This is a genomic window from Halalkalibacter akibai JCM 9157 (assembly GCF_000513135.1).
GTDB lineage: Bacteria > Bacillota > Bacilli > Bacillales > Bacillaceae_D > Halalkalibacter > Halalkalibacter akibai.
In genome coordinates this window covers 21,174-47,512 of the sequence record NZ_BAUV01000018.1, presented here as the reverse complement: position 1 = coordinate 47,512, position 26,339 = coordinate 21,174, and the positions used below count along the sequence as shown (strand labels likewise).

Below are 26,339 nucleotides of genomic sequence, written 5' to 3'. Positions count from 1 at the left end.
CTTTTACTCGCTCTTACTTATGCTATAATCCCATCTCTTTAGCTTTTTCCCTAAGCTCATTTCGAAACTTTGGATGAGCAATGCTAATCAGCGCCTCCGCTCTTTCACGAACGCTCTTACCTCTTAATTTAGCCACTCCGAATTCCGTTACAACATAGTCGACATCATTTTTCGAGGTTGATATAACGGAACCTTTCGCAAGCGATGGGACAATCTTTGAAATGGTACCTCCTTTAGCCGTCGAATGTAAACAAATGATTCCTTTACCATTTGCAGACATTCTTGCACCAATTCCAAAGTCTCCTTGTCCACCAGTAGAAGAGTAAAACCGTCCCCCTATTGATTCAGAATTACATTGTCCTAAGAAATCTATTTCAATCGTTGCATTTATCGTAACTAATTGATCTATATTACTTATTAAACAGCTGTTATTCGTTTGATCTACTGGATACATATGAACTTGATCGTTGTTATGAATGAAATCATATAATCTGTTAGAGCCAAAAGCAAAAGTAGCAGTCATGCTTCCAGGGTGTAGGGGATTTTTGGAGTTCGTTACAGCACCTGCTTCTACTAAGTCTACAACTTTATCAGGAATCATCTCAGTGAAAATTGTTAGATCTCGGTGATTAGTTAAGAAATTCATAATCGCATTCGGTATAGAACCAAACCCAATCTGAAGGACATCCCCATTTGAGATCATCTCTGCAACCTTTTTTCCAATAATTTCATCTTCCTCTCGTAGAGGTATCGCAGGAGTTTCTGGCAATGGTTGATCGTGTTCAAACAATGCGTCAACCTTTGAGACATGTATTTTATTTTCACCTAAAGTAAACGGCATGTAATTGTTTACTTCCAGAATTATTTTTTTGGCATAAGGTAATAATGGGGAAATATAATCACAATTTGTTCCAAGTGAGAAATAACCATCCTCATTCATGGGGGACACGGTTGCCATGATCACCAGTTGATCGGAAATTTCTTTTAATATGGCTGGTAAATCTGAAAAATGGTTGGGCAATAAATCAATTTCTTTATCATAAAAAGCTCTACGCTCATCTTTATTTAGGAACATTGATATAATTTTTAATTTTTCAGGTGCAATTGAAATGACCGGATGTAAAGAAAGCATTTGGAATAAACGATTTCCTTCTAACCCTTGATGCATAGGTAATGCACTTAAAAGTGTAGCTGGTTCTCCAACAGCAAGTGGAACGATGATATCTTCATTAGGTCCAATGACTGAGATTGCTTTTAATGCAGTTGTAGCTTGTTTTTCTATATATATTTGTTGATAATTCATACCATTCCTCCTATCCATTGTTTCATTTATTTTTCCATTCATGAAAACAATCTCTCCAAGCAATAATATTACTATGAATATAAAACGTTACCACGTATTATTTGTTAAATATAATGTTTTACACGTCATCATCATCCTATGTTAGAGCGGGAACGTAAGGAGGGCTCCATATGTCTACCCGAAAACATCGAAGAAGCAGAGGAAAAAGAAGGAACATATTTATTATATTTTTGGTTACGACATTATTACTTTTACTAGGAATAGGTTCTTTTTCATTTTTTCAATATGAAGAGGGAAAATCACTTTCACAACAAGAAATGAACTTATTTACTCAAAATAAAACTACGACTAAAAAACAATCGTTTGAAAAAAAGAATACGATTTCTAAAGAACCCGAAAATCATGAGCCTGTCAATATTCTGTTAATAGGCACCGACAAATCAAATGGTGGTTTAGCTAGAACAGATACAATTATGATTGCTCAATACAATCCTTTGAATGGTGAAAGTAAAATTGCATCTATTATGAGGGATAGTTATGTTGAGATACCTGGACGCTCAAACAATAAAATTAATGCCGCATTTGCGTTTGGCGGAGTAGAATTACTTCAAGAAACGATTCAACATAACTTCGACATAGACATACATTACTATGCAATTGTTGATTTTGGAGGCTTTGTTCAACTTGTTGATACGATTGCTCCCAATGGTCTTCCAATTAAAATAGAAAATCGTATGTATGATCCAAGTAATGCTATTGATTTTCTGCCGGGTCAACATTTTCTTGATGGGGATGAAACGCTTAATTATGTTCGCTTCCGAAAAGATCATGAAAACGACTTTGGCCGTGTCCGTAGACAGCAAGAAGTCATTTCAGCATTAAAAAATGAACTATTTACTGTTTCTGGCCTAGTAAAGTTGCCAAAATTAATTGGGATGGTTGAACCTCAAATTGAAACAAATATTAGAAAGACCAAAATGTTAAGTTTGAGTCATGACGTCATGCTTAACCCGATTACAGACATTAAAACACTCCGAATCCCAACAGATGATGGATTTGAGGACGCTTATTTTCCTCATGCCGGATCTGTTTTAAAACTTGATTTACCAAAGAATGCTTTGGAAATTAATAATTTCTTCGCAAATGAGAATGACGAAGAGACGAATCCTACTTGATTCGTCTCTTCTTTGAATTAAAAAAGGGAATCCCAAAGTCTTTATTTTAGACCTATTAGGATGTCCCCCTTAATTACTCACTACTTATTAACTTGTAAATTGCTTAAATACAAGAGTAGCATTATGACCACCAAACCCAAGAGAATTACTTACCGCTGCTCTCACTGTTTGTTTACGTGCTTTATTAGGCACATAATCAAGGTCACAATCAGGATCTGGTGTCTCATAATTAATAGTAGGAGGAATAATTCCTTCTTGGATTGCTTTAATGGAGAGAATAGCCTCTACAGCTCCTGCTGCTCCTAACAAGTGACCTGTCATTGATTTAGTCGAACTGACAGCCATTTTATAAGCATGTTCACCAAATACAGTCTTTGCCGCCATCGTTTCAAACTTATCATTATAAGGAGTACTTGTACCATGTGCATTCAAGTAATCAATATCTGATGGTGTTAAACCAGCATCATCAATAGCTTGTTTCATTGCTCTAGCTCCACCCTCACCTTCAGGAGCTGGTGCTGTCACATGATGAGCATCCCCTGTTGCACCGTAGCCAACAATCTCAGCGTAAATCGTAGCTCCACGTTTTTCAGCAGACTCCAAACTTTCAAGGATTAAAATACCGGCACCTTCACCCATGACAAAACCATCACGGTTCGCATCAAACGGTCTTGATGCTGTATTAGGATCCTCACTTGTTGAAACAGCTTTCGCTGAACAGAAACCAGCTACTGCCATATTCGTGATTGGAGCTTCTGAACCACCAGTTATCATAATGTCCGCATCACCGCGCTGAATAACTTTAAAAGCATCCCCAATTGAATTTGTGCCAGAAGCACAGGCTGTTACGGAACATGAGTTAATCCCTTTTGCTCCTGTTATAATTGAAACTTGCCCGGAAGCCATGTCTGGTATCATCATTGGAACAAAAAACGGACTAACACGACGGTGACCTTTTTCTAAGAAGTTACGGAAGTTTTGTTCATACGTTTCCATACCACCGATTCCTGAACCAATCCATACTCCAACTCTAGGAGCGATATCTTCAGTAATTTCCAGGTTTGCATCTTTTACTGCCATAAGTGATGCTGCAACTGCAAATTGAGTAAAGCGATCCATTTTCCTCGCTTCTTTTTTATCCATAAACGTGCCTGGATCAAAGTCACGAATTTCTGCAGCAACTTTCATTGGAAATTCTTCTGCAGCAACTCTTGTTAATGGACCTACTCCCGATTTACCTTCAATTGCATTCTGCCAGGTTGTTGCCACATCAAGACCTAAAGGAGTTACAGCTCCCATTCCTGTTATTACGACTCGTCTTTTTTCCACGAATGTTCTCTCCTTTTTCAGTAAATTCCATTTTTTATTTGATTATAGATTACCTACCCCATCTGATTGCTACAGAACCCCATACAAGTCCTGCACCAAAACCAACTAATACAAGGACATCTCCATCTTTAATTTTCCCTTCATTCAACTCGTCAACCATGGCCATAGGAATTGAAGCCGAAGATGTATTTCCGTATTTATGAACCGTTTTAGACATCTTTTCCTGAGGTAAATTTAATCGTTCTCGGGCTGCTTCCATTATTCTAATGTTGGCCTGGTGAGGAACAAGGAAGTCACAATCCTCTTTTGTTAACCCAGCTTTTTCTAGGACAGCTAATGAAGATTCGCCCATTTGACGCACCGCAAATTTAAATACTTCACGGCCATTCATTTCCAAATAAGGACCTTTTTGATTTATGTGCATAGCACCCGCACCATCTGCTCCTAACTCAAAAGCAAGAATTCCCTTGTCTTCAGAAACTGGTCCTACAACAGCTGCCCCTGCCCCGTCGCCAAATAGCACGGCTGTATTGCGATCTTCAAAATTTGTGATCTTTGATAACTTCTCCACTCCAACAACAAGCACATTCTTATATGCTCCATTTTCGATAAACTGTTGCGCTGTTGCTAGTCCATAAATGAAACCCGCGCAGGCTGCACTTATATCCATCGCAGCTGCTTTATTAGCTCCTAAACGGTGTTGAATTAAAGTAGAAACAGTCGGAAACGGCATGTCTGGAGTTACAGTCGCAACTAAAATTAGGTCAATTTCATCAGCGGTTAAGTCTGCTTGCTTTAATGCTTTCTCAGCAGCAATAAACGCCATGTCAGAACTGTCGACCTCTTTAGGCGCAAAACGTCTTTCCTCAATTCCCGTTCTAGATCTGATCCATTCATCGTTTGTATCTAATTTTTTTTCGAAATCAACGTTTGTAACAAGCTCTTCTCCTATATAACTACCCATACCGATTATCCCGGCTTTTGTCATTGTTCATTCCCCTTTCGCGCTAAAACACGAGTGTTTGGGCGTAATTAGTACCTGATACTAATTTTAACTCAAGAAGTGTAATCTGTCTAGATTTACCGCTTAAATAGGCTTTAGTCTTTACACCACGAGATTGAACTACCCATACAATACTAGAGAGAAACAGTAAGGAGGAAATGATATGAGTGAAGAACAAAAACCTCAACCACAGAGTGATTTTTTCTCAGATTTAATGTTCGGAAGACCACCTATGCCTCCAGAACAAAATCAAAGCCCGACTGAGAATGAGCCAACTGATAGTGGAGCAGAACAGCCACAACCTGATAACAATGCTTCAGAGCAAAACAAACAACCAGATCAATTAGAAAGTATTTTTGCACTGGTTGACTCGCTTGGACCTGTTATTGCTAAGTTAGGCCCATTGGCTACAGCTATTTCTTCCTATTTTAATCAAGATAAAAAATCTGAGAAGAACGAAAAGAACGCTAACGAGTAATGTTAGCGTTTTTTTCATCTATCAGTGGTTATCTTTTTGTAATTCTTCCATTAGATCAGTGAAAAAACCATCTAGTTGATTTTTAAGCTTTGTTTCTTCTTCTGTTTTAGGGGTCATTTCTTTTACTTCACTGTAAGTTTGTAAAAATCCCTCTAAATCCCCTGTTCTAATCTGAGCTAAACTATAAGAGGAAAAAAGACGAATATGAGGTGCTTGGCTTTGTCTCATTAACTCAACGAACGGTTGCAATTTCTTTATTGCAGCGTGATCCTGTTTCTCTTGAACCAGCTGTAAGCCTTCTTTCATTTCCTGAGCAAAGACTTTTAATTTCTCCGTTTTCTCCATTTCATCTCCTCCTAAAAATACTATGAGTCCCTTAGCTTGTTAAGCTTGTTTCAGAGAGTCACATTCATAATAAAAGCTCGTTCCGACTTTTATTTGTCAGGCGAGCTCATTTCTTTAAGACTTAATTTGTTTGTTCTGCTGCTTGCTCTTTTCCTAATTCATAAGCCTCGTTCATAACATTTAATAAAAGCTCAAGCATAGGTTGAAGATCTTCCATGTTTAATTCAATTCCTTTGTCATCAAGGAATTTCTTTCCGTCTGGAAGATGTTTCATTGCAATTTGCATAAATTTCATGTTCATCTCAGGATTATTCACGTTTATCCACCTCGTTATCTGATCTTCTTCATAACCATACTATGTCATGAAACGTAAAGCAAGTAAGTTACATAATCGGTTCCGTTGGTAACTCGCCTGTTTCTATGTATGTTTGTACGGCTTGTTCAAATTTCATTCTAAGGTCGTCTGGCACCTTTGAACTAAATTCTCCTAATGAAATAACACCATCTTCAAAGTCAAAGCTTAAATTTCCCGTAGTAAGTTCATTTTGATAAAATTGAGTAGCTATTAGTTCATATAAATAATCAACATGTTGAACCGTACTTGTTAGAACAGTAGATTCTCCTAAATCAGATTGATCTCCAACAAATCCAATTGCATATAAACCTTCACTTCTTGCTTCTTCTATCACTTGAACATGATAACCATCTCCAGCAGGATAGAAGACATCTACTCCTTGTTTCTTTAATTTATCAAAATAACTTAGTGCTAATTCACTATCATACCAATCTTCCACATAGGAGACGTGAGTATTAATGTTTTCCCCGTAAAGAGCAGCTCCAGCTTGGTATCCTTCTATTTCAGGCTGCCAAGGAAAAGCGGCAATTGCTCCTATTTCTCCAGTTTCACTCATCGCAGCTGCATCATCCCCGCAAAATAACCCATTGCATAGCTTTCAAATTGAAGACTTGTGACGTTTTCTCCTGCTACCTCCCCATTAAAGCAAACAAAATGTACATCAGGATATACAGGCGCTATTTCTGTAAACAGTTCAGCATAAAAGTGACCATGTCCAAAAATTAGCTTTACATCGTCATCAACGAATTCTTCAATTGCCTTTTTCACCTTTGGTTCCGTATTCATATCTTCTTTGAACGTTACTTCTACGTTTAAATTCGAATGAATATTTAATAGTCCTTGGTAACCTTTGCTGTTCCAACCTTGGTCATCAATAGTATCCTCTATTAACAAACCTACTCTGCTAGCAGAATTTAAGCTGGCATTGGCACACCCAATTAAAATTAAAATTGGTAAACACAATAGTAATAAACGCTGATTAAACATGTTGACACTCTCCCTATCTGTTTGCACCTATGTATTATAAAACATTTTTTTATGAAAATTAGATTTTTTTTTGATGTTTTTCAGATATTATTGTTCTATTATTCGTTAATCGTATGTTCATTTCCTTTATAACTTGCTTTTTGAAACCAACTTGTAATAAGATTGTAATCTTTATTGAAAGAAGGTGAAACATCAGCGCAACACTGATATAATGAACCGAGACAAACTGTAGGAAAAAGTGAGGAACCCTATGATGAATTATAAACAAGCTGTTGAATCGCGTCGTACTTTTGCGATTATCTCCCATCCAGATGCCGGAAAGACGACATTAACCGAGAAGCTCTTGCTTTTTGGTGGTGCTATCCGCGAAGCAGGATCTGTAAAAGGGAAGAAAACATCCAAACATGCAATGAGTGATTGGATGGAAATTGAAAAACAACGTGGAATCTCCGTAACGAGTTCAGTTTTAGAATTTCAATACGATGGTTACCATATAAATATTCTTGATACACCTGGACATGAAGACTTTAGTGAAGACACGTATCGAACATTAACAGCAGCTGACTCTGCAACGATGTTAATAGATGCAGCTAAAGGGGTCGAGGCACAAACAAAAAAATTATTTAAAGTTTGTAAGATGAGAGGAATTCCCATCTTTACCTTCATGAATAAATTAGACCGTCAAGGTAGAGATCCCTTTGAATTAATGGAAGAACTCGAGAACTTATTAGGTATTAGGTCATATCCAATGGGGTGGCCAATTGGAATGGGGCAATCTTTCTCTGGTGTATATGATCGACATAACAAAAGACTGGAGTTATATAATCCCGAGAATCCAAAAGAGATTGACATTATTCAATTAGAAGGACCGGATGATCCTAAACTTGATGAAGCAATTGGCGATGCAGGCTTAGTAACTCAATTCCGCGAAGAACTCGAATTACTAGATGTAGCTGGCGATGAATTTGATCCGAAATTAATTGCAAACGGAGAACTAACACCTATTTTCTTCGGTAGTGCCATTTCAAGTTTTGGCGTTCAAACGTTTTTAGAGCATTTTCTGAAACTTTCACCTTCACCAACACCACGTGAAAGTTCAAATGGCATCATTGAGCCACTAACACATGATGGTTTTTCAGGCTTCATTTTTAAAATTCAAGCAAATATGAATCCAGCTCATCGTGATCGTATCGCTTTCCTACGCATCACTTCAGGGAAGTTTCAACGTGGGATGTCTGTGAAGCACGTTCGAGTAGGTAAGAACTTAAAGCTTTCACAGCCAACACAATTTTTAGCACAAAGTCGCAGTATCATTGATGAAGCCTATGCAGGTGACATTATCGGTTTATTTGATCCAGGTACTTTTAGAATTGGGGATACACTGGTTGAAGGGGAAGCTTTTGAATTTGATGAAATGCCTCATTTTTCACCAGAATTCTTCAGTTCGATTACGGTCAAAGAAGCTCTGAAGCATAAATCGTTTGAAAAAGGACTACAACAGTTAACCGAAGAAGGGGCTATTCAGCTCTTTAAAACGTATAACCGTTTTTCAGAACAACAAATTGTTGGAGTAGTGGGAGTCTTGCAGTTTGAAGTGTTGGAGTATAGATTAAAGCATGAATACCACGTCGATATTCAACTAGAACGTCTTCCATTTTCATTTGCTCGTTGGGTTTCAGGTCCTACAGAAGCGATGGACGCATTTAAGAAATCTCAACGCAATTTAGCAACTGATCGCGATGGCCGGATCGTTGTTTTATTTGAAAACGAGTTTCAGATGAGAACTGCTATTGAGAAATATCCTGACATGAAGTTTTATGAGAATTCATTTATTCGTGAGAACTAATCAAAAATATAAAGGGTTATTCCAAAGGTCCGTATATAACCTTTGGAATAACCCTTTTCTTGTATCTTTCACTCAAACTGCTCCCATTCCGTTTGAAAATCTTCTATCCTAATTTTCTACGGTAGAGTATTTCTGCCGCTCCACCAAGAATAAGTGCTATAATCACGCTTATCCCTTCGCTAAGGTCTAATAATCCTTGCAAAAAAATATAAGCAATTATCGTCACTATGGCAAATATTAAGATTCCAACAACTGCCTGCTTACTTTTCACTTAGTCACACCCATTCACAAGCTTCTTTGTTGTTGCCATTGTTTCACATGTTCCCTTTGTTTGGCAAGACCTTTTTCTAATGAAACTTGTGGCACAAATCCTAAGATATTCCTTGTTTTATCGGGACTTAAAAAAGACTTGATTGGACTTTTGGGAACTAATTCGCTACATTCTAACAAATCTAGCCCTTTAAACCAAGACAACTCTTCACCAGTAGCTAGATGAAAAATTTCATTCGCTATATTTTTTGTTGCGACAAGATAAAAAGCTTCAACACAATCTTCAACATACATTACATCTATAGTCGAACGATCTTTACCTGGATTCGGTTCATTAGTCAAAATTTGTTGGTAGGTCATGTCGCTTCTCTGCCACGGACCATACACAGTAGGTAATCGTACAATGTTATAAACAATATTTCTCTTCACACAATCTTGTTGAATGAGTCGTTCACTAGCTAATTTTGTAATTCCGTATGGAGTTGTCGGATTACTAGGAGTTCTTTCAGTAATGGTTCCAGGTCTTTCACCGTAAACCTCAACAGTAGAAGAATAAATTAATTTAGCCTTAGGTGGAATGGACTCCACTATCTTTTTAGTAATTTCAACGTTATTTTCAATTACCTTTTGAAGTTTTTTCCACTTACTGTCATTTGATGTAGAGGCAGCTAAATGATAGACAACGTCTACTCCTTTTAACACTTTAGAGAAATTGACTCGTTCTAAATTCTCGTCTATTAGTGTTACTAAATCATTCCTCCCTATTCTTAACCATTTTTCCTCTTGTTCTTCTCTTTTCTCATCGGAAATTTGATCTATGATCACGACTTGTATTCCCTCTGCTAAGAGCCTCTCCACTAAATGAAATCCTATAAATCCTAATCCTCCGGTAACGACAACTTTTTCCATAAGCATCTCCTTTCTACCGTAATGCATCTTAGTATGTAAGGAGCCAATCCTTTAGTAGCAAAGAAATGGCTATAGGGCGAGTTCGTATCTTTTATAAAATGGTAATGAAGATTGCGCTGCTTGAGAGAACGATTTATCATTTCCGTGAATTCGTAAATTGACAAGAATCTGCTTATCGGCTAATTTTTGTTGAAAGGGTCGACTATGCTTTTGCAAAGGAAAACGTCTCTCTAACATATGACAATGTATAGACAACGGTGGGACATCATCAGTTGTCATTTCTGGTGTAATCTCTTTCATTTTATGGATATCTATTTTATTGTGGTCTTCTCCGTATGATTCAGCAACTTCTCTTAAGAACCGTTTAAAATACAGTTTATTCTCTTTCTCTTGTATATAGAACTCTTTTAGTGAAAAACATGGATTTATAAAATAACACGATCTTATTCGATCAGAAAGACTGTTCATCCATCTAATCGCTAATAGAGCACCCGCTCCTTCGGCAAATAAATGCACCTTCTTATTTAAGATTTCTTGTTTGATAACGATATGATATAGTTGTTCCAATAACCGAAATGCCTTTGGGCTCCCCCAGTGACGATCAAATAAAGATGAGGCGATAACAGTATAACCCCTGTTTAACAAGCTTTTTAAAAACATATGTTTCTCCGGATGTTGTTCCCAGTCGCTTGTATCTCCTTCAACTAACATTGCATTATCTCCAAGTAAAAAAACAGCAAAACCATTTGGACGTTCTGGAAGATAAATGACGTTCCACTGTTCTTCTATGCGAATAAATCTTGCATGTACCATTGCTTTACGCCTCTCCCATCCTTGGTGTTTTCTACGTACATAACTACTTTATCTTTATTACGTTATGCAACAAATTAAAAAATGGAAGTAAAATCCCCCGATAAAATTCATATATTTAGAACGTAAAAAAACTCTCCAACGCTTATTAAATAAGAATTGGAGAGTCGGAGCTCTTATAGACCAGCTTTTGGTTTTGGTTTGTATGTCCATTTACGATTATGATTTTGAGTATCAGGGAAAGTATCTCCTGCATGCATTTTTAATGACTTCGGATCCTGAACCATGTCACCCGTTTCACCAATTTCTACATAAATTCCGTTATTTGGTGCTTTTTGACCTGGTTCAAACATACGACTTTGACCCATATGAATCCCTCCTTCCATGATTAGATTGCCCATCTAGCTTCTAATCATGAACGACGAGATCATTTATTTGCTTAATAAAGCGAGTAAAATAGCTTTTTGAGCATGTAAACGATTTTCAGCTTGGTCATAAACGGCAGAATGGTGACCATCAATCACCTCAGCTGTTACTTCTTCGCCTCGGTGCGCTGGCAAACAATGTAGGAAGATAAAATCACTCTTTGCTGACTTAACTAATTCCTCATTAACTTGAAATTGGCTAAACTGCTTTAAACGTTCTTCTTGTTCTTGCTCATATCCCATACTTGCCCAAACGTCTGTGTAAATGATATCAGCATCTTTTACAGCTTCTATAGGATCAGTGGTCTGTATTAGGGTTGCTCCTGTTTCTTCTGCAGCTTTTTGCGCTTTATCAAAAATAGATTCATTTACCTCGTAACCTGCCGGTGTAGCAATACTCACGTCCATCCCAACTTTAGCTCCTGCTGCAAGGAGGGAATGCGCCACATTATTTCCATCACCAATATAAGCAAGCTTTAACCCTTTTAAAGCACCTTTGTGTTCAACAATTGTCAGTAAATCAGCCATTGCTTGACAAGGATGATAGTTGTCTGTTAATGCATTAATAACTGGTACAGAAGCGTATTCAGCTAATTCTTCCACTAATTCATGTGAATTAGTACGAATCATTATAGCGTCCACATATCTAGATAAAACATTTGCCGTATCAATAACCGGTCCCCACGGCCAATTTGCATGTCTCTAGGACTTAAAAATAAAGCATGACCTCCTAACTGAGTCATTCCAACCTCAAAGGAAACACGAGTCCTAGTGGACGCATTCTCAAAGATCATTCCTAGCGATTGACCTTTTAATGTATCAGCATAAGCTGATTTATTCTTTTTAATCTCAAGTGCACTTTCTAACAACTTTGTTATTTCAGCTGGCGTATAGTCAAGAAGGGTTAAGAAGTCCCTACCAGTAAAAGTTTGATCTTTTGCTATTACTGTTGCTTTCACATTGTCACGTCCTTTAGTTAATAAATTCCTTTTCTTTTGTCCACCAATCCTGAATCGCTTGATACTTTACATCTTGCACGGTTAATGCTTTTAACATCACTTGTAAAGTTGAAAGTTCTGATATAACTGAACAGCGCTGTCTTAACGCTTCTTGTCTTTTTTCAGTACCATTTTTAGTCCCGAGCTTAGGCAAACTAATTAAAGCAATTGCTTTATCATCCTCGATCCACTTATCAAAGTTATTCGATTCTAATTGGAAGCCAAGTTCTTCCAACTGCTTAGCAAACGGTTCAAATGAAGCAAGATGATCTTGATCAACATCAACGTAAATAGATCCGGTCTTTTCAGTAAAGAATTTAGGTTTTGATTGCTGTGACCAGACAAATGCTTTTAAAAACGCCTCATCTAAATTAGCGCCCATTGTCATAAGCTCTCCGGTCGATTTCATCTCCGCCTCAAGAATTGGATCAAGTCCAGCAAGTTTCTGATAAGAAAAAACAGGTGCTTTCACCGTGTAGAAATTTGGTTCAGGTAAAATAATAGTAGTAAGTTTAAGTTCCTTCAACGTCGAACCTAAAAGCAATTGAACGGTATAGTCAATTAAAGATAGATTAGAAATTTTGCTTAAAATAGGCACTGTTCTTGAAGCTCGTGGATTAATTTCAATGACATATAACTGATTTTCGAATAAAACAAATTGGATATTGAATATCCCTTTAAAGTCCATTCCTTTAGCGATTTTTTCTGTGTAAGAATAAACAAGTTCTTTTACCTTTTTCGAAATCGTATAAGGCGGTGTCACAGCTATACTATCACCTGAATGTACACCTGCGCGCTCAACATGTTCAAACATACCTGCGATACATACTGCACGACCATCCGTTAAAGCATCTACTTCCAACTCAATACCCGGATAATAGGCATCAATTAATATTGGATATGATATGCTTTGTTCTTTATCTTCCAAGTAAGAAACAAACTCACTTTCTGATTGGAAAAGAACCATTCCTTGACCTCCGATAACATAAGAAGGACGAATTAACACAGGGTAACCAATTTCAGTCGCCTTTAGGAGAGCATCTTGCTCATTCTCTGCGGTAACTCCAGGAATATGTGGTACTTCAACTTGTTTCATGAACGAATAGAAACGTCCACGATCTTCTAATTGATCAATGGTATCTTGATTTGTACCGTATAGCTTCACACCTGCTTTTTCTAATCCTTCAACAAGCGAGATTGCTGTCTGACCTCCAAGTTGAACAATGACTCCTTCAACCTGTTCCAAGTCAATGACATTTAACACATCCTCAACTGTTAATGGTTCAAAATATAAGCGATCTGCTGTTGCATAATCAGTACTTACGGTTTCCGGGTTATTATTCATCATTATCGCTTCATAGCCAAGGCGATGAAGACTTTGAATGCCTTGTACCGAACAATAATCAAATTCAATTCCTTGCCCAATTCTGATTGGTCCTGAACCCAATAATAAAATTTTCTTTTTCCCTGATTGAGGGATCGTATCATGTTCACCTGACCAACTAGAGTAAAAATAAGCCGTCGATGCCGTGAACTCTCCCGCACAAGTGTCAACCATTTTATACGAAGGAACGATCTCAAGAGACTTTCTCTTTTCCCTAAGATTACTTTCCTCAATGCCCCAAGCACGGGCAAGCCATTCATCTGAAAATCCTGATTTCTTACAAAGAGATAGAAAATCTTGAGTGACTTCCTCAATACTCGTTGCTTTTATCTCTTTCTCTAAAGCAATTAATCGTTCAAACGATTGAAGGAAAAATTCTGTTATCCCTGTTGTTTCATGCAACTCTGTTCTCGTAGCGCCTCTTCTCATTAGTTCAAGCAAAACAAAGAAGCGACGGTCATCCGCATTCTTAACAAGATCCCATAGTTGTTCAGTCGTTTTGTTAGTAATCGCTGGCAAAGACAATCCATCTGTTTTTAACTCAAGAGATCGCACAGCCTTTTGAATACCAGCTTCTAAATTTCGTTCAATCGCCATAACTTCCCCAGTTGCTTTCATTTGAGTACCAAGTTTTCGTTCAGCATGAACAAATTTATCAAAAGGCCAACGTGGAAATTTCACTACTACATAATCAAGAGCCGGTTCGAAACTAGCATAAGTATGACCTGTTACAGGATTAATTAATTCGTGTAAGTTATAACCAATGCTTACTTTTGCAGCCATTCTAGCAATTGGATAGCCAGTTGCTTTTGAGGCCAATGCCGACGACCGGCTTACTCGTGGATTCACTTCAATTAAATAATACTGCTTACTATTCGGATCTAATGCAAATTGGATATTACAGCCACCAACAATTCCGAGGGCTCGAATAATTTTAACCGAACAGGTTCTTAACATTTGGTATTCAACATCCGTTAACGTTTGAGATGGAGCTACAACAATGGAATCTCCGGTGTGAATACCAACAGGATCAATGTTCTCCATATTACAAATTGTGATACAAGTATCATTGCTGTCGCGCATCACTTCATACTCAATTTCCTTGAATCCAGCAATGCTTTTCTCTATTAAGCACTGACTAATTGGACTTAGAGAGAGTCCAGCTTTTATAATATGATTTAGCTCATTCTCGTTTGAAGCAATTCCACCACCAGCTCCTCCAAGAGTATAAGCTGGTCGAACGATGATCGGATATCCTACCTGCTCAGCAAACTTTAGGGCAGCTTCTTTTGTCGTGACAATATCACTTTCTGGTACGGGTTCATTCAATTCTAGCATCAAGGCACGAAATTCTTCTCTATCTTCACCTTTTTTAATGGACTCGATTGGCGTACCGAGTAGATGAACATCATATTTCTTTAAGATGCCATGATCATGGAGCTCCATCGCTAAATTTAAACCAGTTTGACCACCTAGTGTTGCGAGAATTCCATCAGGCTGTTCTTTCTGAATTATGGCTTCTACACTTTCAATCGTTAAAGGTTCAAAGTAAACACGATCTGCACATGACTCATCTGTCATTACTGTTGCAGGGTTGTTATTAATTAAAATAACTTCTATTCCTTCTTCTTTTAAAGCTAAACAAGCTTGAGTTCCTGCATAATCAAATTCTGCTGCTTGCCCGATGACGATTGGTCCTGAACCAATAACGAGGACTTTTTTTAGATCTTGTTGTTTAGGCATACGCTTTCTCTCTCCCTTTATTTCCTAGCATTTCTATGAATGTATAGAAGAGTTGTTCACTGTCAGACGGTCCTGGATGAGCTTCTGGGTGAAATTGAACGGTAAATACCGGATACTCTTTATGCATTAAACCTTCAATGGAACGATCATTGATATTCACAAACTTTGCTTCAAACCCTGTGTCCTTAAGTGACTGCTCGTTGACTACATAACTATGGTTTTGCGAAGTCATATACACTTTATTAGTGGATAGATCCATCACTGGTTGATTAGCGCCACGGTGACCAAATGTTAGCTTTTCCGTATCCGCTCCGAAAGCTAGTGCTAACAGTTGGTGCCCTAAACAAATTCCCATTGTTGGAAACGTTTCAGCTACTTTTTTTATCGTTGGCAGTAAATATTCCAATTGCTTTGGATTTCCTGGACCATTAGAATATAGAATTCCGTCTGGCTGAAGTTGTTCGATTTGTTCAAACGTCGTATCATACGGAACGACCGTTACTTTATTTCCTAATTTTAACAAAGAATCTAAAATTGACTTTTTATAGCCAAAGTCCATCATCACCACGTGGTGCTCTCCTGAACCGTGAGTTTCAATTGAAGAACTCGATACCATTGGTACTACTTCTTGTTGCCCAAGTGGAAGATAATGATCAAATGATAGATTGCTAGGATCAGTTGTGATGATCGCACGCATATCGCCCTGTTCTCGTATCCTTTTGACAATTGCTCTTGTATCCACCCCTGAGATAAGTGGAATAGATTGTTTTTCGCAATATGATAAGAGCGAAGAACAAGATTCATAGTGGAAGCCTTCATTAGATAACTCACTCACTACAAGAGCATTGACATGCGGAATGATGCTTTCAAAGTCCGAATCATTCACCCCGTAGTTCCCAATTAGTGGATACGTGAACACGACCATTTGCCCTTTAAATGACGGATCACTCAACACTTCTTGATACCCTGACATCCCAGTAAAAAACACAATCTCACCATAGACCTCAGTGCTCTTACTGTGTAACGTTCCCTCAAAAACTTCTCCTGTTTCTAATACTACGTATCCTTTCAACTGTATCCCTCCACCCATTTAACGAATACTTATACTAGCCATCTAATTTTTATACAATTGTTCTTTTGAAAAAACACTACAATCTTTTCGTAGTGATATTTTTATTGATTCACGCTTAAATTTTGTGTTAGTTTTGTTAGTACTTCAGTAATCACTTGAACCGCTTGTTTTAATTCTTGTTCAGAAACAAGAAGTGGTGGTAATAGCCTTATAACTTTTGGACCTGCCGGTAACACTAGTAACCCTTTTTCTCTGCAAGCCTCAATAATTGGGGCGACTTCAATTTCACAAGCAATTCCAACCATTAACCCTTTTCCTCTAACTTCCTCGACGATCGAAAGAGAATCTACGTTTTTCTTCAATTCTTCTTTAAGCCAATCACCTTTAACTTGAACAGATTTAAGTAGATCTGCTGAAAACACTTCTGTTAACACAGCTTCAGCGGCAGCCATCGCAAGAGGATTTCCTCCAAAAGTTGAGCCGTGGCTTCCTGGTGAAAATGAATCTTTTAATGCTTCTTTGCCAATTAGTGCCCCCACAGGAAATCCATTTCCTAACCCTTTTGCTAATGTAACAATATCTGGTGATAATCCAAATTGTTCATAAGCAAATGCTGACCCAGTTCGACCAATCCCCGTTTGTACTTCATCAATAATTAGTAAGCAACCAAATTCCTCACAAGTAGCCGTAAGTGCTTTGGCAAATTCCTCACTCATTAGTTTAATTCCACCTTCACCTTGTACAACCTCAACCATAATAGCTGCCGTTTCACTTGTTACTACTTGCTTTAGTGCGTCTTCACTATTCATGTCTATATAAGTGAATTCAGTTAAGAGTGGACCATAGCCTTGGTGGATTTTATCTTGGCCTGTTGCGCCATACTTCCTAGTGTACGTCCATGAAATGAGTTTTTCATAGAGACAATATGGTGTTTACCAGTGGCTTTACGAGCTAACTTAATCGCGGCTTCGTTTGCTTCTGCACCACTGTTACAAAAGAAGACGTAATCACCGACACTATGGTCAACTAGTAACTGAGCTACCTTTTCTTGGCCTTCAATTTGAAAGAGATTAGATACATGCCATAGTTGCTCAAGCTGTTTTTGTACAGCTGCAATCACTTTTGGATGACAGTGACCAAGGTTACAAACAGCAATTCCAGCAATAAAATCTAAATATTCTTTTCCATTTTCATCTATTAGTTTTGTTCCTAGTCCTTTAGTTGGTTTGATATCCCATCTCGCATAGGTTGGAAATAAAGCGCTCATGTAGATCCCCCTTAAGAAACAGTTAACTTCTGTTTAGTTTTCATTATCTTTGTTCCTTGAACAGCTCCATCTTTGCCAACATTCCTGGATTTTCCATTCATGATCATGACTGACTCTAGATTATCTGTTAAAGTAGATAACGCCGCTTTCACCTTTGGTAGCATTCCACCATAGATCGTTCCGTCAGCAATATATGCTTCAATCTCTTCAGCCGTCACTTGTTCCAGACATTTTCCGTCTTTTAAAATACCATCAACATCTGTTACAAATACGAGTTGTTCAGCTCCTAATTCTTTTGCTATTGCCGCAGCTGCGCTATCAGCATTGACATTGTAATGAACCCCTTGTTGATTCATGCCTATTGGTGCAATAACAGGAATCATGTTTAATTCCATTAATGAATGAAGTAGACCTGTATTCACTTTTGTCGGTTCTCCAACGTATCCAAGCATGCCTTCATTAATCGGATTAACTTCTATTAACTTGCCGTCACAGCCTGATAAACCAACAGCTTTTCCTCCAGCTTGATGAATACTTGTGACTACTTGCTTATTAACTTTCCCACATAATACCATCTCAGCAGTTTCTAAAACATCTGCTGTCGTTTTTCTTAATCCATCAACAAATTCAGATTTAATGTCTAATTTTTGCAGAAGTTGATTGATAGCTGGACCTCCGCCATGTACAATAATCGGATGCTTTCCACTTTCTTGCATCTTTACTACACTCGAAAAAAATTCTGGAGATAATTCAGCGATCGTACTTCCTCCACATTTAATCACGACAACATCTTTCACCTGTTTCCCCTCCCCGGGACTTTCTTATTTATGTTCTGTAACCAGCGTTGATTCTCACATAATCATAAGATAAATCACAACCCCATGCTTTTCCGCTTCCTTCAGCTAAGTGAAGATCTACATGGATGACCACCGTATCATTTAACTCCATATATGACTTTGCCTCTTCTTCAGAAAAAGCAGTTGGCTGGCTTTGAATCAATGTTTGTACGGGTCCAATCCCAATGTCAATCGTATCTGGATTAATTTCACAACCACTATATCCAATCGCACAGATGATTCTTCCCCAGTTTGCATCAGTTCCATAAATAGCTGATTTCACAAGGTCAGATCCTACAATTTTCTTGGCTATTTTCCCAGCATCCTCATCAGTTAAAGCCCCTTTTACTTGGACTTCAATTAACTTAGTAGCTCCTTCACCGTCTCGTGCAATCTGTTTAGCTAATGATTCACATGTTTCTTTTAAAGCTTGATAGAAACTTTCCCAATCAGGGTGATTCGGAGAAAGAGGCTCATTCTCGGCAAGTCCTGATGCCATAACGACTACCATATCATTTGTTGACGTATCTCCATCTACCGTGATCCGATTAAATGTTTGATTGGTTATGTTTGATAAAGCTTGTTGCAAAACATCTGATTCTATATTTGCATCTGTAGTTACAAACGAAAGCATCGTAGCCATATTAGGATTAATCATTCCAGAACCTTTTGCCACTCCTCCAATTGAAACCGTCTTTCCATTCACAACAGTTTGAAAGCATACTTTCTTGTTTGTAGTATCTGTTGTTAAAATGGCTTGATTGAAAGCTTCAGCATCTTCGAGCGTTGAATTTGGACTTAATTGTTTAATACCTGGTACAATTTTATCCATCGCAAGAAACTCTCCGATTACCCCAGTTGATGTAACTGCTACATAATGTTCAGGGATTTGAAAATGTTGTGCGCTTTGCTTTCTCATTTCGTAAGCATCCTCAAGTCCCTTTTTTCCCGTACAAGCATTTGCATTTCCACTATTTACGACAATTGCTTGAATTTTTCCAGCTTCTGCAATTGATTCTTTTGTTACTTTAATTGGTGCTGCTTGAATTCTATTTAATGTATATACAGCTGCAACACTAGCAGGTACTTCACAATAAATGGCCCCTAAATCAAGTCTTTTTCTTTTTACTCCGGAATATAAACCAGTTGCTTGGAAGCCTTTTGGTGTCACTATACTTCCATTCTCTATTTTTTCAATCGCTGGTGCATTGGCTATGCCCTTCACGAGAATACCACCCTTCGTTATGGATACATCGGAACGATATTCAACCCTGTTCCTTCTTCAAATCCATTCATAATATTAAAGTTTTGAATCGCTTGACCAGAAGCTCCTTTTACAACATTGTCAATAACAGAGACAACGGTGATTCTACCTGTTCTTTCATCATAAGTTATCCCAATATCACAATAATTACTACCGTAAACTTCCTTCGTTGCCGGAAACTGCCCTTCTGGTCGAATTCGAACAAAGCATTCGTTTTGATAGGCTGTTTGGTACAGCTCTCTTAGTTCTTTTTCATTTGTTTGTTTAATTGCTTTTACATAAATCGTTGCCATAATTCCTCGTACCATTGGCACTAAATGCGGTTGAAATGTAATAGTTGAAATGTCTTTATTCCACCTATGCAATATTTGCTCGATTTCAGGAACATGTTTATGGGTGTTAATTTGATATATTTTAAAATTTTCATTCATTTCACTGTAATGTGTAATAGCTGAAGGTGATCTTCCTGCTCCAGAAGTTCCAGACTTAGCATCAACAATAATGGAGTCTTCATCAATTAAACCTTTTTGAACAAGTGGTGCTAACCCTAATAATGTTGCAGTCGGATAACAACCGGGATTTGAAATAATCTTGGCTTTCTTAATCAATTCACGGTTCCATTCCGGAAGACCATATACAGCATTTTTAATTAGCGAGACTGGAGCTGACTTTCGCTTATACCATTTTTCATATGTTGCTGGATCTTCTAATCTTAAATCACCTGATAAGTCAATAACTTGACAGCCAGCATCCGCAATGGCTGCTGACACTCCGCCGATACTCCGGGAGGCGTAGCCAAAAAGACCGTATCAACCTCAGATTTTACTGAGTCTATATGAATCTTCTTTAATGTTTGGTTGTATATCTCAGAGACATGTGGATAAGACTCTTGTATATTCATACCTTCTTTTGAAGATGAATACAAAACAATGTCTTCTACATGAGGGTGTTGGTTTAGCAACCTTAACAATTCCGCTCCACCATAACCTGTAGCCCCAATTATCCCTACTCTCATTGTAACCTCTCCCAACTTTTCTTTATCTGCTCTTTGTCTTGCTACTCATTATATCTATGTATAAAAATTAATTCAACTGTATTTTTATTTTATTTCGCCTAATTTTCAAATAACCAGTTTTTTCTCACATTTAGAAGTTATTTCGTCAAAAAGAATCTTTTTTAAATGGCTATTTCTCAGACAATGTTCATTACAGGAATCTGAAATTATTATACTTTTCAGTTCTTTTTGTGTGTCTGTCTCTTACTAATCTCCTTCTAGTGAATTGTTTTCCCTAAATTAAAATGCTTCTTCGCATTCGGGGTTGTTTTCGAGGTTATAATTACTATGAAAACAGCCAAATTAAAAAGAGATTAACCTGCTTACTAGGTTAATCTCTTCTCTATTTTCTATCTACCTTTATTCGTTTTCTAAATGCTCATGAATGATAATGACCATATCTTCAATTTGTTCGCCCCAGTGATCGTTGATTTGGTGGTAGATATGATTGCCATCTTTATCTAATATACTCATTCCTCTGTAAGACATTCCGTTATTTTTCATATTAACATGCTCTAGCACTTCAAATTTTTGGTCAGATAAGAAAGAAAATGTAAAGGCACCAGCCTCTTTCAAACTTTTTGAATTTTCAGGTGTATCTGTGCTAATGGCATAAATGTCAGCATTTACGTTCTGAAATAAATCAAGGTTTTCTTGCAACTGAACTAGTTGCTGTTGGCAAAGTCCTCAGCCAACTTCTGTAAAGTGAAACAAAATCGTGGCTCTCTCTTTGTTCGTTAAAGAGACTTGTTCACCTTCTTCATTGAGAAGTGTTAAGTCACCGTCACCTGATTGGTCGTTTCCTCCACAGCCTGTTAACACTAATCCTGCAATAGCAAGACAGATTATTTTGACCCAAACCATTCTCTTTCTGTCGATCATTGTATCACCTCTTACCTCTCGTTCTCTAGTTCTTAACTGTTTGAATTAAATCTTTAATAATCGTTTCTTGATTTGACTGAAGACCATCATACTTTCTAATAACAAATCCATCAGGGTCAATTAAGAAGAAACTAGTAGTGTGCACAATATCATCACTGTCATCAATATGCTGTACAGGAGTTTTTAAACTTTCACCGGCAAAATCAGCAATTTCATCAACTGTATATCCCGTTAAAAAATGCCAAGATTCTAAATCTGCTCCTACATTAGTTCCATATGATTTAAGTGCTTCTACGGTATCTCTTTCTGGATCAACCGTAAACGACACAAAAGACATATCAATATTCTCTGACTGCATCGCTGCTTGAAGTCTCTGCATATTAGGTGTCATGGTCGGACAAACAGTTGGACAATGTGTAAAAATTAAATTAGTTAGCCAATATTGGCCCTGTAACTGATTAGTTCCAAACGGAGAACCTTCTTGATTAGTGAATTCAAAATCCACGATCTGCATTTGTGCCTTTGAAATATCGTATTCAGAAGAACCACCGCTCCCTACTTGATAAACCCAGCCACAACCACTAAGTAAAGCAATCATTATTAAGGGTAGTACAACTCTCATAGTTAAATCCTCTCTAGTTTGGCATTTAAACAAAAATGGTTAACTCTTCACTATCGGAATATCACTAATGGTTAACTCTCCATCTTGTTGCTTTTCTTTCTTCAACCATTGTTTAAAAACGTAGCCTATGGTAATACCATAAGTGATTTCCTGCATAATTTTCATTAATACACCAGCTAATTGTTGATCCATTCTTGTTTCAAGAAAAGCAAAAGAATCAGGTCCTTGAAATATTGACATTGGAACATCCATTCCGGCAGGTAAACAATACGCCATTACACTAGCCCATATATTCGGATCGGTATAGGTTTGGTAAAGAGGAGCTCCAGCAAAAATAATTAATGCACAAGCTGGTGTAATTAATATACCGTTAGCAAAAATATACCCTACTCGACGTAAATCTGACAAAGGAAATGCATTTGGTAACGGGGCAATCATGTGCCACCACATTAATAAAGCAGCAAACATTAACAAATATTCATAAAAACTGTGTAAGACAACGGCTTGCATCAATGTATCGAACATCAATGGTACATGATAAAATGAAAAAAGTCCGTTAAATAAGAAAAGAGCTACAATCGGGCTCCAAATAACTCGAAAAACCCTTTCTGTTACAGGAGTTCGGAAACGGTCAATAAGCGCTTGAAAGAACCAGGTCGGGATTGCTAATAAAAAAAGAGGTGCTGCAATAAAATAAGCAAAAACCATTTGCGTCATATGAAAGCTGATCATAATATGTCCAGCTAAGTACAACGGGCTTCCCCAACCAATATATAGAGCAATTAGAGCCAACACAAAATAAATTTTTTGCCTCGTTTTTACAGGAGACGAGTTCTTAAAGCGATTACGCCATTTCGTTATAACGAGAAAATATAAGATTCCTATAAAAGCTAGTCCAACAAGTAACTCTGGCGTCCATAAAGCCCTAAAGCCAAAGTTATCGTATAATATACCCACAGTCTTGCCCTCCTTTAATGGAGAATTTCTTAAAAGTGATAAATTTCACTTCTTAAGCACGTCTATCATATCACATTTTAACAAATGAAAAATTGAACGAATCTGTAATATTTATTTGAAATATCAACCAACAGGAGGAATTGTAAATGGGAGAACAACACTTAATTGCCTTAGACTTAGACGGTACTTTATTATCCGATGAAAAAACGATATCTAAGCGGAACAAAGAGGCTATTGCAAAAGCGAGAGAAAATGGTCATATCGTCTGTATTTCAACAGGAAGGCCATACAGAGCCAGCAACCAGTATTACCAAGAATTAAACCTTAATACACCAATTGTTAATTTTAACGGTGCTTTCGTTCATCATCCACTCGACCAAAGTTTTGGAATTCATCATTCTCCTTTAGATCTAAAAACAGCAAAAACAGTTATTGAAACATGTGAGGCTTTTAATGTTAGTAATATTATGGTTGAAATTATTGATGATTTCTACCTCCGTCATTTAGATGAAGTGTTGGTTAATACCTTTTCAGCGGGACAATCACCTGTTGAGCACGGAAACTTATTACATATCTTAAAAGAAGACCCAACCTGTGTGTTGATACATCCACAGGATCATCATGTTAATCAATTAAGAGAACTACTTGTAGATGCTCATGCAGAGGTTATTGACCAAAGAGTCTGGGGAGCACCTTGGAATATGATTGAAATTGTTAAGGCAGGAATGAATAAAGCAGTTGGACTTCAAAAAGTAGCTGATTTTTATAACATACCAAAAGAGCGCGTAATTGCTTTTGGAGATGAAGATAACGATTTTGAAATGATTGAATGGGCCGGTCAAGGAGTTGCTATGGCTAATGGCATTCCCCAATTAAAACAGCTGGCAAATTCAATCACCTTTTCAAACGAAGAAGATGGAATTGCAGTTTATTTAGAAGACGCGTTGAATTTAAAGTGAATAATTAGAATGAGATTTTCTTGTTAGGGTACGTTAAAAGCGTAAAGTTTATCTATTTTGAATGTAAGGAGTTATTCACATGAGTGAACACGAATATTCAAAACAAAACCCAAAGCAAGAAGATCCCATTCATCGTGCTGAGCAAAAGACTACCAACACTCTCACAATGGGTGACATGGCATTAGAAAAAGCAGAACGCCTTCATGGAGTATATCCAAAAGGAGGTATGAAGTAATGGAAAGTTCAAGTTTTCTAGATGCTAGAGAGTCTGTTGCTCGTTTGGAGTTGCTTGCATTAGCTGCAGAAACTGATTTGCAACATCAAGCGGTAAAAAAAGAGCTTGACCGCGCGAAAGCAACATTAGATCAAGCGTTTAGCCAATCATCCCCAGCCGAACAAGACCAAATTGTCCATATGCAGAACCATATTAATCATTTATACGATTATAATCTCTAGAAATTTAAGACCGGAGATTGAATAACAAAGTCATAGCTTTGTATTCAATCTTTTTTATGTTTCTCTGAACTTCATAATTTCTCTACTAACTACTGATGTTTTGTGTTACCCTTGATAGGTAAAGATAAGGTAACATGTAGGGGGAACTTAACGAATGGTAAAGGTTTATGAGGTGGATAAAGACGTTGATATCCAATTCAAACGACGGATTGCCGACTTATTTATGGGACAATTTGAATCAATTGGACCAGTTAATGTTTATGATCAATTAATAACGACTATTGATCTCGCTATGAAAAAAGATTCACAGGCTCATATTTTTGTTGCTGAAAAAGAAGATACACTAGTTGGAGCTGCATTCTTAAATGTGGCACTTAGCATCGAAAAAGGTGGTCACTATATTTGGTTAAATGACCTTTTTGTCCACAAAGAACACCGAAATCAAGGGATTGCCAAGAAACTTCTGCTTCATCTTATCTATTGGGCTGAAAACGAAGGAATTAAAGGGATAGAATTGGAAACTGGTATTAACAACGAGGCAACTAAAGCTCTTTATAACTCACTTGGTTTTTATGATATTATTTCTAAACGATACGGATCTAGGTTCTAAACTGCTGTTTACTCAGCAGTTTTTTTATGTGAGTCTGTTTTCGTATACTTTGTTGTCTTTCTTCATTTCCTTATAGCTCCGTTACATATTAATTCTTGAACCTCAATTTCCTAATAACTAGCCACCTTTTTATTATTTTTATCCCGCCCATTTCGCTTGAAACTGGGCGTTTTGCTTCTTTTTTCTGACTTTTCAACATATGATAAATCAACCATAACTATAAGCAATGCGAAGCTGTCAAAGGAGTGTATGCTTAATGATGAGAGATTCATTTGTTGAAGTCGAGTTTTCCGATGTTTACATTGAGTTATCGAAACCAGCGCTACACCAATTTATAAAGAAAATGATGAGTCAACATTATTCTCTCTTTTGGCGCTACGATGCAAAAACTATTTACCTTATGATTGAATTAGAAGATTCTGTCCACGAACTTCCTTTTATTCGCAATACAGAATTTCTCACCTTATCAGCTGACAGTCTTCATATTTATGATGATCTGTTAGCAAGCGCGTTAGAGAAGCTGTTGCAGCATGAAAAAGGCAATGGGATTGTTAAACGTTCGACCGAAGGCCCCCTCTATATTACGTCATACCAGTCTGGTGATATTGAGTCTATGATCGAAATTGATGGGAGTGAAAAAGTCATGATGAACCGTAATGGATCGATGATTCAGTACAAAGATGATGGAAAGTCACTTGAGCCAAGAACTATATACAACATGATGAACTTAGAGATTGATTATGTTTTAATGGAGTTACATGAAGCCCTTCTTGACTCAGATGAATGGCTAATCAATTCTCATAAGAAAAAGCTCAAAAGACTTATCTCTCGTCGTGAACAAGTTGAACAACTTCTATAAGAATAATTTTTCTAATCTGCTGCTTTTGCAACAGAGATGCAAGCACCGAAGAAGTGCTTGCATTTTTTCGGGAACAATTCCCTTAATCTCCTACTCATCCACCTCAACTTTCTGGATATACGCCGCTCTTCCCTTCTTTTT

General features: G+C 37.4%; 24 protein-coding genes and 5 pseudogenes. 8 read left to right on the top strand and 21 right to left on the bottom strand.

Going from position 1 to position 26,339, the window contains the following annotated elements; genetic code table 11:
* Positions 1-22 precede the first annotated feature (22 nt).
* Entirely contained in the window at positions 23-1,321 is a 1,299-nt protein-coding gene (locus JCM9157_RS11525) for an acetyl-CoA hydrolase/transferase family protein (RefSeq protein WP_500778581.1), read from the bottom strand.
* Positions 1,322-1,473: 152 nt separating this feature from the next.
* Between JCM9157_RS11525 and JCM9157_RS11520 the strand changes: the two genes are divergently transcribed.
* Positions 1,474-2,478, top strand: a complete 1,005-nt coding sequence (locus JCM9157_RS11520) for an LCP family protein (protein ID WP_035664883.1) — start codon at positions 1,474-1,476, stop codon at positions 2,476-2,478.
* An 87-nt stretch (positions 2,479-2,565) separates the two neighbouring features.
* On the opposite strand, the gene fabF is transcribed toward JCM9157_RS11520, so the two are convergent.
* Together fabF and JCM9157_RS11510 are read right to left on the bottom strand one after the other, a co-directional pair.
* On the bottom strand, positions 2,566-3,807 hold the full coding sequence (gene fabF, locus JCM9157_RS11515; RefSeq protein ID WP_081734146.1) for a beta-ketoacyl-ACP synthase II: 1,242 nt from the start codon (positions 3,805-3,807) through the stop codon (positions 2,566-2,568).
* A gap of 49 nt (positions 3,808-3,856) precedes the next feature.
* A complete protein-coding gene (locus tag JCM9157_RS11510; protein WP_035664881.1) occupies positions 3,857-4,795 on the bottom strand; it encodes a beta-ketoacyl-ACP synthase III in 939 nt (312 codons plus the stop codon).
* Positions 4,796-4,973: 178 nt separating this feature from the next.
* Between JCM9157_RS11510 and JCM9157_RS11505 the strand changes: the two genes are divergently transcribed.
* Entirely contained in the window at positions 4,974-5,288 is a 315-nt protein-coding gene (locus JCM9157_RS11505; RefSeq protein ID WP_035664879.1) for a hypothetical protein, read from the top strand.
* A 21-nt stretch (positions 5,289-5,309) separates the two neighbouring features.
* Here the strand turns inward: JCM9157_RS11505 and JCM9157_RS11500 are convergent, their stop codons facing one another.
* From JCM9157_RS11500 to JCM9157_RS11490, 3 genes and pseudogenes are all read right to left on the bottom strand, one after another.
* Positions 5,310-5,633 (bottom strand): hypothetical protein, encoded by a 324-nt coding sequence (locus JCM9157_RS11500; protein ID WP_035664877.1) that lies wholly within the window; start codon positions 5,631-5,633, stop codon positions 5,310-5,312.
* Between the two features lie 121 nt (positions 5,634-5,754).
* Positions 5,755-5,934, bottom strand: coding sequence for a ComZ family protein (locus JCM9157_RS11495; protein WP_035664931.1), 180 nt, complete (start codon positions 5,932-5,934; stop codon positions 5,755-5,757).
* Positions 5,935-6,016: 82 nt separating this feature from the next.
* Positions 6,017-6,975, bottom strand: a pseudogene (locus JCM9157_RS11490) (BMP family ABC transporter substrate-binding protein).
* A gap of 250 nt (positions 6,976-7,225) precedes the next feature.
* Here JCM9157_RS11490 and JCM9157_RS11485 point away from each other — a divergent pair.
* Positions 7,226-8,821 (top strand): peptide chain release factor 3, encoded by a 1,596-nt coding sequence (locus tag JCM9157_RS11485; protein ID WP_035664876.1) that lies wholly within the window; start codon positions 7,226-7,228, stop codon positions 8,819-8,821.
* Between the two features lie 103 nt (positions 8,822-8,924).
* Here the strand turns inward: JCM9157_RS11485 and JCM9157_RS24640 are convergent, their stop codons facing one another.
* From JCM9157_RS24640 to ctaG, 15 genes and pseudogenes are all read right to left on the bottom strand, one after another.
* On the bottom strand, positions 8,925-9,092 hold the full coding sequence (locus JCM9157_RS24640; protein ID WP_156321489.1) for a hypothetical protein: 168 nt from the start codon (positions 9,090-9,092) through the stop codon (positions 8,925-8,927).
* Between the two features lie 14 nt (positions 9,093-9,106).
* Positions 9,107-10,000: an NAD-dependent epimerase/dehydratase family protein gene (locus JCM9157_RS11480; protein WP_035664875.1), complete on the bottom strand. Its 894-nt coding sequence runs from the start codon at positions 9,998-10,000 to the stop codon at positions 9,107-9,109.
* Positions 10,001-10,069: 69 nt separating this feature from the next.
* Entirely contained in the window at positions 10,070-10,813 is a 744-nt protein-coding gene (locus tag JCM9157_RS11475; protein ID WP_035664873.1) for a hypothetical protein, read from the bottom strand.
* A gap of 173 nt (positions 10,814-10,986) precedes the next feature.
* Positions 10,987-11,178, bottom strand: coding sequence for a YjzC family protein (locus JCM9157_RS11470; protein ID WP_035664871.1), 192 nt, complete (start codon positions 11,176-11,178; stop codon positions 10,987-10,989).
* 63 nt (positions 11,179-11,241) lie between these two features.
* A pseudogene (gene argF, locus JCM9157_RS11465) lies at positions 11,242-12,194 on the bottom strand (ornithine carbamoyltransferase).
* A gap of 13 nt (positions 12,195-12,207) precedes the next feature.
* A complete protein-coding gene (gene carB, locus JCM9157_RS11460; protein WP_035664869.1) occupies positions 12,208-15,360 on the bottom strand; it encodes a carbamoyl-phosphate synthase (glutamine-hydrolyzing) large subunit in 3,153 nt (1,050 codons plus the stop codon).
* Positions 15,353-16,432 (bottom strand): carbamoyl phosphate synthase small subunit, encoded by a 1,080-nt coding sequence (locus tag JCM9157_RS11455; protein ID WP_035664867.1) that lies wholly within the window; start codon positions 16,430-16,432, stop codon positions 15,353-15,355. The genes carB and JCM9157_RS11455 overlap by 8 nt, the downstream gene beginning before the upstream one ends.
* A 101-nt stretch (positions 16,433-16,533) precedes the next feature.
* Positions 16,534-17,699 (bottom strand): annotated as a pseudogene (gene argD, locus JCM9157_RS11450) (acetylornithine transaminase).
* Positions 17,700-17,710: 11 nt separating this feature from the next.
* Positions 17,711-18,496: an acetylglutamate kinase gene (gene argB, locus JCM9157_RS11445; protein WP_035664865.1), complete on the bottom strand. Its 786-nt coding sequence runs from the start codon at positions 18,494-18,496 to the stop codon at positions 17,711-17,713.
* Between the two features lie 28 nt (positions 18,497-18,524).
* Positions 18,525-19,766: a bifunctional glutamate N-acetyltransferase/amino-acid acetyltransferase ArgJ gene (gene argJ, locus JCM9157_RS11440; protein WP_148296855.1), complete on the bottom strand. Its 1,242-nt coding sequence runs from the start codon at positions 19,764-19,766 to the stop codon at positions 18,525-18,527.
* Between the two features lie 11 nt (positions 19,767-19,777).
* Positions 19,778-20,814: pseudogene (gene argC / locus JCM9157_RS11435) on the bottom strand (N-acetyl-gamma-glutamyl-phosphate reductase).
* Positions 20,815-21,213: 399 nt separating this feature from the next.
* Positions 21,214-21,522 (bottom strand): annotated as a pseudogene (locus JCM9157_RS11430) (redoxin domain-containing protein); the annotation flags it as partial.
* Positions 21,523-21,540: 18 nt separating this feature from the next.
* Positions 21,541-21,735, bottom strand: coding sequence for a hypothetical protein (locus JCM9157_RS11425; RefSeq protein WP_035664861.1), 195 nt, complete (start codon positions 21,733-21,735; stop codon positions 21,541-21,543).
* A 25-nt stretch (positions 21,736-21,760) separates the two neighbouring features.
* Positions 21,761-22,357 carry an SCO family protein gene (locus tag JCM9157_RS11420; RefSeq protein WP_035664859.1) on the bottom strand — a complete coding sequence of 199 codons (597 nt, stop codon included), beginning with the start codon at positions 22,355-22,357 and terminating at the stop codon, positions 21,761-21,763.
* 39 nt (positions 22,358-22,396) lie between these two features.
* Positions 22,397-23,314: a cytochrome c oxidase assembly factor CtaG gene (gene ctaG, locus JCM9157_RS11415; protein WP_060475451.1), complete on the bottom strand. Its 918-nt coding sequence runs from the start codon at positions 23,312-23,314 to the stop codon at positions 22,397-22,399.
* Between the two features lie 146 nt (positions 23,315-23,460).
* Between ctaG and JCM9157_RS11410 the strand changes: the two genes are divergently transcribed.
* From JCM9157_RS11410 to JCM9157_RS11395, 5 genes are all read left to right on the top strand, one after another.
* On the top strand, positions 23,461-24,273 hold the full coding sequence (locus tag JCM9157_RS11410; protein ID WP_035664856.1) for a Cof-type HAD-IIB family hydrolase: 813 nt from the start codon (positions 23,461-23,463) through the stop codon (positions 24,271-24,273).
* Positions 24,274-24,352: 79 nt separating this feature from the next.
* Positions 24,353-24,508, top strand: a complete 156-nt coding sequence (locus JCM9157_RS24635; protein WP_156321488.1) for a hypothetical protein — start codon at positions 24,353-24,355, stop codon at positions 24,506-24,508.
* On the top strand, positions 24,508-24,729 hold the full coding sequence (locus JCM9157_RS11405) for a DUF3813 family protein (protein WP_035664855.1): 222 nt from the start codon (positions 24,508-24,510) through the stop codon (positions 24,727-24,729). The genes JCM9157_RS24635 and JCM9157_RS11405 overlap by 1 nt, the downstream gene beginning before the upstream one ends.
* 154 nt (positions 24,730-24,883) lie before the next feature.
* Positions 24,884-25,339 (top strand): GNAT family N-acetyltransferase, encoded by a 456-nt coding sequence (locus JCM9157_RS11400; RefSeq protein WP_035664854.1) that lies wholly within the window; start codon positions 24,884-24,886, stop codon positions 25,337-25,339.
* Positions 25,340-25,595: 256 nt separating this feature from the next.
* Positions 25,596-26,198 carry a YkzI domain-containing protein gene (locus tag JCM9157_RS11395; RefSeq protein WP_235714930.1) on the top strand — a complete coding sequence of 201 codons (603 nt, stop codon included), beginning with the start codon at positions 25,596-25,598 and terminating at the stop codon, positions 26,196-26,198.
* Positions 26,199-26,339: the final 141 nt, after the last annotated feature.